The organism is Oliverpabstia sp. (genome assembly GCF_022785585.1).
In the GTDB taxonomy this organism is placed as follows: domain Bacteria; phylum Bacillota; class Clostridia; order Lachnospirales; family Lachnospiraceae; genus Oliverpabstia; species Oliverpabstia intestinalis.
Window position 1 is genome coordinate 1 of the sequence record NZ_JALFPR010000101.1, and the last position, 8,041, is coordinate 8,041.

The window sequence follows — 8,041 nt, forward strand, 5'->3', positions numbered from 1 at the left end:
AGATTCGGTGAGGCGGGAATTGTTGCAGTAGCGGTAAAAGATGAGATGAAATTCATCGGAACAGAGATTCCAGACTTTGGTGTCTCCGGCTGCAGCGGCTTTGCGGCCGTTTTCCAGAATCTGTTTTGCTTCAGCCATCAGTTTTTCCTGATCCGGGAAGGCTGAGGCGTAGCGGATAGCGAGACCGTCCAGGTCACCCATGAAAGAATAGATTTCCCGGAGATCCTCTGAGGTAAAGCGGATGACGTTGACGCCGATATTTGAATAATAAGAAACCAGCTGATCCTGCGTCAGGCGGGTCAGGGCTTCACGGATCGGAGTGGAGCTGACCTGAAAGCGTTCCTGCAGAATTTTTAAGGTCAGTTTTTCTCCGCATTTGATCTTCTGCGTCAGAATATCATTTCTTAAAATCTGATAGATCTGTTCCGATAAAGTTGATTTATTTAATCCCATGAAAAAGTCTCCTGTCAAAGTAAATTATCAAAAATGTTGGGGGCAAAACACCTTTTGCCCCCTTTGATACCAGATTGCTACGTGCTTTGCACTCTCGCAATCTTCAAAAACATTCGCAATCCGCGCATTTTTCTTCGAAAAATGGCTACTTACTCATGTTTTTGGCGGGTCAAGAGATCAAAAATCCTCTTGCAAGCGAGCTTGCATCGGCTTTTCGACCTTTTGCCCCTGGTATCTATCAAATATTATCTTATCATGACGCCAAAATCCTTTCAAGAAAAAACGGCTGCAGGAGATCCATTATACTCATTGACATCAACGCGTTGAAGTGTTATAGTCATATTTAGTATAATACATTTTGCAAAATGCAAAATAGGAGAGAAGATTACACAAGCAGGGGCACAAAAAAGGTTTCCTTTCTGTGTCTTTTTGTTTGAAAGGGAGGAATAACATGGCAGAATACAACTGGCCTTACCCGAATGAATTCGGACAGACCGAAACCGTCGATGCAGACATTCTGGTTTTAGGCGGCGGTCTTGCAGGATGCTTTGCAGCTATTGCGGCAGCGCGGAAAGGAAAAAGGGTCGTACTGGTAGAAAAAGGCGCAACCAAGAGAAGCGGTGCAGCAGGAACCGGATTCGATCACTGGGAATCCGCCTGTACGAACCCGTGTTCTCAGGTAACTCCGGAGGAGATCGCGAATGCCTATGTGGATGAGCAGGATCACTACAGCAACGGTATTGCACATTATATTGAGTGCAGAGAAGGCTATGACCGTATGCTGGATCTGGAAAGCTTCGGCGGGAAGATCCGTGACACAGAGGATGAATTCAAGGGGGCGGAATTCCGCGACGATGAGACGAAGCTGATGTTTGCCTATGATTATAAGAATCGTTTTACCCTTCGGGTATGGGGATCTACGTTTAAACCGGCGCTTTATAACGAACTGAAACGTCTGGGTGTTACAATCTATGACAGAACAGAGGCTACCGCGCTGCTTACTACGATTGAAGAGGGAAAGAAACGAGGCATCGGTGCCATCGGTATGAATGTACATACGGGAAAACTGATGGTATTCCGTGCCAAAGCCACACTGCTTACGATGTCAAGACCGGCGCGTGTGTGGTTATTTAACCCGGATCTTACCGGACTTTGCGAATTCCGGCCGATGCAGTCCATTGGAAGCGGTCATGCCATGGGATGGAGAGCCGGTATGGAGTTTACCATGATGGAAAAATCGGTGAAAGGTGAATTCTCCGCAGCCGGACGAAGCTTCCCTCCTTACGGAACAGGAAACAATCATAATACCTGGTATGCAGCGACGATGGTGGATGCCAGAGGCGTGGAAATTCCGTATCTGGATCGTGACGGCAATGTGCTGAAGACTGTCTCTGAGCGTTATTATCCGGTAAAAGGACAGAAGTTCTTCTTAAAAGGCGGCGTGATCGATGAACCGAAGTACGAGTACCGCGGACCGGAGACGATGCCTTTTGACGAACTGATCAAGAGGGGATATAAACTGCCGTTTTATGCGGATCTGAGCAGAATGCCGGAGATGGAGCGGAAAGTCATCTGGGGCATGATGGTCGGAGAGGAAGGAAAGACCAAGATTCCGATCCTTCAATATTATACAGAACGTGGATTTGACCCGGAAAAACATATGCTGCAAAGTTATGGCAATGGCTGGCAGTCAGCAGCTTTCCTGGATCAGGAGAGACAGCTGTTCGGTGCGCCGGGCGGAATCATGCATGACTGGGATCTGAAGACCAATATTGACGGTATCTATGCGGCCGGTGATCAGCTGTTTGCATCCGACTGTGCCGGATTTGCATGTTCCACAGGATACTATGCGGGAAGAAAAGCGGCAGATTACAGTGATACGATCGAAGAACTGGCTGAGATCGACCAGGCAGAAGTGGATGCGGAGAGAGAACGTCTGTATGCACCGATGAACCGTACAGAAGGCGTCACCTGGAAAGAACTGAATATGGCGATCTCCAAGGCGATGCAGAATTACTGCGGTGGCGTGAAGAATGATGATCTTCTGATCCAGGGAATCGATCTGCTGAAGTCTTACAGAGAAGAGATCGTTCCGCAGCTGTACTGTAACAACCCGCATGAACTGATGCGTACCCATGAGGTGCTGGACATTCTGGATGTTTCCGAGATGATCCTTCAGGCCTGTCTGATGCGAAAATCCAGTTCCAAACAGCTGTGTTTCTATCGAAGCGATTATCCGCAGATGGATCCGAAAGAAGACCACTGCTTCATCACGATCCGCCAGGAAAATGGCGTTCCGGTACGGGGAACCGTTCCGGGGGATTATTTCGGTGATCTGAAAACAGAGTATGAGAAGAGAAACCAGGATTATATCGGAGGTGAGGCAAGATGAGTAAGATGAAAGTTGAAGTGATTCCGTGCAGTGCCACACCACTGATCTACGATGAAGAAAAATGTATCGGCTGCAACGCCTGTGCAGAAATCTGCCAGTGCGATATTATTCTGCCAAATCCGGAAAAAGGGAAACCTCCGATCGTGATGTTTCCGGGAGAATGTTATTACTGTGGAGCCTGCGTGATGGTATGTCCGAAAAAAGGCGCACTCCGTCTGCAGCATCCGGTGATGAACCGTGCAAAATTCGTCTCGGTAAAGCCGGAACCAGAAAATTAGAAGGGGATTGAAAATGTTCTTTGCAAAATGAGCCATGCAGATCAATCGATGATCCGATGGATTGACTTTGCGTTTTGAAACAGAATTTTAAAAGAGAAAGATCAAAAGAACGGCCCGGAATGCTGGCAGGAATCCAACAGAGGATCAGATTCCGGGCAGAACCAGGAGGAAAAACGTGGAAACAAATACAAAAAAGAAGATCGGTCTTCTGGGCTGTATCGGAACGGGAATCGGTGCGATCATCGGTTCCGGAATTTTCGGTTCACTGCCCACAGTGATCAATGATATTGGAACCGGAATTGTACTGGCACTGCTGGCGACGATTGTATACACCTTAGCCAAGACGATTCCAAATGTTTATCTGTCGTCGGTAGCACCGGCATCCGGAAGCTTTTTTATCGCACCGACGAAGCTGATCCATCCGGCGGTTGGTGTATTTATGGCGGCACAGAATCTGTTACAGCCGGTATTGATCTCTGTGTTTGCGGTGTTGTTTGGCGATTATTTTGTGGCGCTGTTCCCGGCGCTGGAAGGATATAAAACGCTGATCAGCATTGTGATTCTGCTGATCTATACGGGAATCGCATGGCAGGGCAATCATACCTTTGCGTTTGTCAATAATATCATGGTAGTAGTATTGATGGTGGCTATGGGCTGTTATATTTTTGTCGGTATGCCAAGCATTGATACCTCCAGACTGACACTGGGCGAAATCTTCAATCCGGGCGTGAAACTGACCAGCTTTGCGGCAGCAGTCGGTGTGCTGGCATCTTCGCTGTCCGGTGGAAGCGCGGTTTCCCAGATCGCAGATGATGTAAAGAATCCGAACCGGAACATTCCACTGGCATTACTCCTGTCCCCAACGATTGTTGCATTTATCTATATCGGTATGGGTATTGTTACCATCGGCTGCATGCCGGCAGGAGAACTGACCACACTTTCAGAGGTGGGAAAAACATTCCTTCCTTCCGGCCTTCTGACATTTTTCATCGTAGGAGGTCCGCTGTTTGGTGTCCTGACTTCGATGGTTCCGGTTATTATGTTAACCTGCGCCCAGATTCAGGCGGCGGCAGATAATGATCTGTTTCCGGCTTTTGTCGGAAAGAAAAATAAGAATGGAGTATCACCGGTGATTCTTTGCTTCGTTATGCTCTTTTCTATCTGCTGTGTGGCGACCGGATCCAGTTTTGGAGTGTTAATGACTGTATTTTCTTTCGTCAATGCACTGTCGGATATCGCTCTTTGTCTGGTACCGTTCTTCCTGAAAAAGAAATATCCGCATGCCTGCAATCATTCTACCTTCAAGATGGCCATCGGTCTGGTATATGCACTGTCAGCCTTTGCGTTTGTAGTCGCAGCCTATCTGGCATATGCGATGATCAGTACGCTGGGAATGACCGTATGGCTGATGATCCTTGGTGCAATTGTACTGTTTGTGATCTATATTCTGATCCGTATCTCTTATCTGAAGAAACACGGCCGGGATCTGATCGCAGAACTGAAACAACCATATGAGCCATGGGAAGCCCGCGAGCGTGAGTGCAAAGCGATGGATGAAGGAAAATGATATACTATTGATTATAGATGATATAAAAAGTGCGTAAGCTTGGTGAGAACAATCCGGGGCTTACGCACTTTTTATGTATTGCTTTTTGAGATGTATTGGGAAAGCAATGAAAAAAATATTCCAATATGGGACTATTAAAGGTATTTTGCAGGTGTTAAAAACTGCTTCAAATTTACATTCCAAAATGTACGTAAAATATTATAATGAAATACAGGCGAAAAGTAAATGAGAAAAATAAATGTAAAATTAAATTAATCCATTGAAACAGTTTTGAAAAGTGTTATAGTGGAATCAGAAGGAGGGATTGATATGACAGAGCTAAAATTAGAGTTTCTGTTAGAAGAACCGGAAATCCCGGCAGAGGTGGATCGTTTGTTACTAAGTTTTTTAAAGGCATCTGTAGAGAAATATTCTCCGGAACTTTTCGGAAAACTTTATACAAAAAAGCAATCCGTCATGAAAACATATTGCTGGTCATGCTATCTGCCGGGAGCACGATTCGCAGCAGACAAGATTTATCTGAAAGAAAGTCGGTTTATGGTAACATTTTCCGATGCGGACATGGGAGAATTATTTGAATTCTTTAATGCATTTCAGTTAATGCGGAATATAGAGTATCCCATGGGAGGAAACTCGATGAAACTGCGTGAAGTGAAAGCAAAAAAGATTCCGGAGATTAAAGAATCGGAGCTTATCATAAAAATGCAAAGTTCTTTACTGGCAAGAAAACATGATCCGGAAAATAATACGGATATCTATTATACCTGTGAGGATCCTGAGCTTTCGGATACATTAAAAGACAATCTGAAGTTCTTCTTGAACAAGATCGGATGGGATGAAGATGTGGATTGTTTTTCGATTGTTCCGGTGAAAGGAAAAAAGATTGTTGCGAAAGTATGGGGAAGACCAACAAATGCCAGCATTGGGATATACAAACTACAGGGAACGCCCCGGCTTTTAGATTTCCTGTACTCTGCAGGACTTGGAAGCCGCAGATCGGAAGGCCATGGGAAATGGGAAATCGTCTGGTAGAGAGAGGTGATATTTTATGGAAAAATATGCAATTACGCCAGGTGATTTTCTGAAAAACGCCGGAATCGTCGGGCTGAAATATATACTGGATTGCGCAAAGGCGCAGGAAGGTGTTGACTTTGGCATATCGGAAGACGGTCAGGAGATGTGGCTGAACTACGAATTTATTCAAAATGCGGACTGGACCAGTCTGTATTTCCGGGCATGTGTGCAAAATTTTGGAAGGTTTACTGTTTACCAGGGCGTAATGGAGAAAATCAAGTGCTGTATCGGGAAAATTCAGAATGAAAAATGGAATCCGGGAAAGAACGAAAAGGATGATTTGAAATTTATCAATGACAAACTGCTCTCGAACAGTTACCAGGCCGGCTTTGAAAATATCAAAGATCAGATCGAACATCCGGAAGTTTATATAACACTGAAAAAAGAAAAACTGATTGATAAAATGACAGCGGAAGAATTACTGGAAAGGCTTTCGAAATTACAGGTGTTTCTGGAGCAGGAGAAATGCAAAGAGACGTTTATTATGAAAAGTGTAGTCTACAACTATATCAATCGTTTCTGGGATGGAAAAAGTTTTCTGCTTCGCTCGAATGCAAAAAAAGATATGAGGGAACAGTTTGAAAAAGATTTTTCAGAACCATTCCGAAAATACTTTATGACAGATCATACAAAAGCAAAGGATCTGTGTATTGACTGTGGAGAACCTGTAACCACAAAAGAGAAAGTATCCATCGCATTTATGAAGGAAGTCGGGGACGATTTTACAAGAAAACGGTCTGCGTTCTGGAATTGTAATGTGGATGCGTTCCTGTGTCCGGTCTGTACGTTTCTGTATGCAGCAAGTCCGCTTGGGTTCCGACTGTTTGCCGATAAATTTGTGTTTGTCAATAATAACAGTGATATGTTCACTCTGCTGGCAGCAAATTCCAAAAACAGGAAAAGCAGTCTGGAAGGAGAAAAAGAAGAGAATCAGAGATATTCCCAGTGGTTTGCGGAAACTCTGAATATCATATTGAATGAGAAAAGACAGGAACTTTCCAATATTCAGGTGATCCTGCGTGGAACCGGGGATAAGGACAGATATAAACTTTCTATTATCAACAAGGATATACTGAATATCCTGAAAAGGGAAGATGTAGAAAAAGCATTGAAAAATCTTGGTCAGTATCCGTTCACAAAGATCAGAAATGATTTTGTAAATGTGCATGAACAGGCTGTTATGAACCTGTTGGGCCATCAGAATCAGTATATTTTGTTAGATTCCCTGCTGAGAGAAGCCATTGCAGGGAATGCTGCATCAAACTTTCATATACATTGGGTATATGAGATTCAGAAGGGAACAGAGATCAGTTACAAAAAAGAAGAAGAGAAGGAGGTTCTTATGTATTGCATCAGTATGAAAAAGAGCGGTTCGGAATTACGAAAAGCGATCATGACCGCAAAAAAAGACACGACCGGAGATAGTCTGCGTGGTATCGAGTATCAGCTGCTTAATGCGCTGTCGGTAAAAAATACAGAGAAATTTATGGATATCGTTGCGAGACTGTACAGTTCCTATGGATCGGAAAAACTCCTGATACCGAATGGGATGATTCGGATGTTACAGGACAAAGAAAAATTTTCGGAGTATGGATACGCATTTGTTTTAGGACTGATTGGATGTTATGAAGGAAAGAAAGAGGTAGAACAATGAGAAGAGAAGGATTGACAGTAACTATGGTTTTTCTTGCGGAAAGTGCCAATTACGGAGAGGGAATCGGAAATATTTCTACATTAAAGAAAATGTCAAGAGGAAACCACGAGCAGTATTCGTATATTTCCAGGCAGGCGATGCGTTATAACATTGTCCGGCAGGCAAACTGGGATCAGACTCCGGTGGACGGAAAAAGCGGTGTGGTTCAGTTTGCACCGTCTGCAACGATTGCGGAATATCCGGAAATCGATCTGTTCGGCTATATGAAGACAGCGGCAAAGGATGGCGATCAGAAAGGCGGAGCGTCTACAAGAAGCGCTGTAGTGAGACTGAGTAATGCTATTGCACTGGAGCCGTTTTTGGGTAATCTGGAGTTCTTAACTAACATGGGACTGGCAGCAAGAGGAAAGCTGGAGAATGGAATTGCACAGAGCGAAATTCAGCGATCATTTTATACTTATACCATAACTGTCGATCTGGACCGGGTAGGGATTGACGGAGAAGTGCAGATCACAGGAGAAGAAAAAGCAGATCGTGTGAAAACACTTCTGGATACCATGCAGTATTTGTATCGGGATATCAAAGGTAGAAGGGAAAATCTGAGCCCATTGTTTGCGATCGGG

The 8,041-nt window shown here is 44.4% G+C and carries 7 protein-coding genes; 6 read left to right on the forward strand and 1 reads right to left on the reverse strand.

From position 1 onward, the window contains the following. Positions 1-453, reverse strand: a 453-nt coding sequence (locus MSA64_RS07140) for a GntR family transcriptional regulator (RefSeq protein WP_287891137.1), incomplete at its 3' end; no start/stop codon positions are given. A gap of 451 nt (positions 454-904) precedes the next feature. On the opposite strand from MSA64_RS07140, the gene MSA64_RS07145 reads away from it, so the two are divergent. The 6 genes from MSA64_RS07145 to cas7i form a co-directional block, all read left to right on the forward strand. Continuing rightward, entirely contained in the window at positions 905-2,845 is a 1,941-nt protein-coding gene (locus MSA64_RS07145) for an FAD-dependent oxidoreductase (protein ID WP_287891138.1), read from the forward strand. After that, entirely contained in the window at positions 2,842-3,123 is a 282-nt protein-coding gene (locus MSA64_RS07150; protein WP_022172994.1) for an NADH-quinone oxidoreductase subunit I, read from the forward strand. The genes MSA64_RS07145 and MSA64_RS07150 overlap by 4 nt, the downstream gene beginning before the upstream one ends. Before the next feature lie 175 nt (positions 3,124-3,298). Further along, the gene (locus MSA64_RS07155) at positions 3,299-4,690 is read left to right on the forward strand and encodes an APC family permease (protein ID WP_287891140.1); all 1,392 of its coding nucleotides are present in this window, start codon (positions 3,299-3,301) and stop codon (positions 4,688-4,690) included. 309 nt (positions 4,691-4,999) lie between these two features. Continuing rightward, a complete protein-coding gene (cas6, locus tag MSA64_RS07160) occupies positions 5,000-5,722 on the forward strand; it encodes a CRISPR-associated endoribonuclease Cas6 (protein WP_227617622.1) in 723 nt (240 codons plus the stop codon). A 16-nt stretch (positions 5,723-5,738) separates the two neighbouring features. Beyond that, positions 5,739-7,418, forward strand: a complete 1,680-nt coding sequence (locus MSA64_RS07165) for a Cas8a1 family CRISPR/Cas system-associated protein (RefSeq protein ID WP_287891144.1) — start codon at positions 5,739-5,741, stop codon at positions 7,416-7,418. Beyond that, the coding region (gene cas7i / locus MSA64_RS07170; RefSeq protein ID WP_287891146.1) for a type I-B CRISPR-associated protein Cas7/Cst2/DevR at positions 7,415-8,041 on the forward strand (627 nt) is incomplete at its 3' end. The genes MSA64_RS07165 and cas7i, both read left to right, overlap by 4 nt.

Excerpts from the sequence above, each read along its gene's own strand:
- MSA64_RS07145 (WP_287891138.1), top strand. The coding sequence starts at position 905 with ATGGCAGAATACAACTGGCCTTACCCGAATGAATTCGGACAGACCGAA.
- MSA64_RS07150 (WP_022172994.1), top strand. The coding sequence starts at position 2,842 with ATGAGTAAGATGAAAGTTGAAGTGATTCCGTGCAGTGCCACACCACTG.
- cas6 (WP_227617622.1), top strand. The coding sequence starts at position 5,000 with ATGACAGAGCTAAAATTAGAGTTTCTGTTAGAAGAACCGGAAATCCCG.
- MSA64_RS07165 (WP_287891144.1), top strand. The coding sequence starts at position 5,739 with ATGGAAAAATATGCAATTACGCCAGGTGATTTTCTGAAAAACGCCGGA.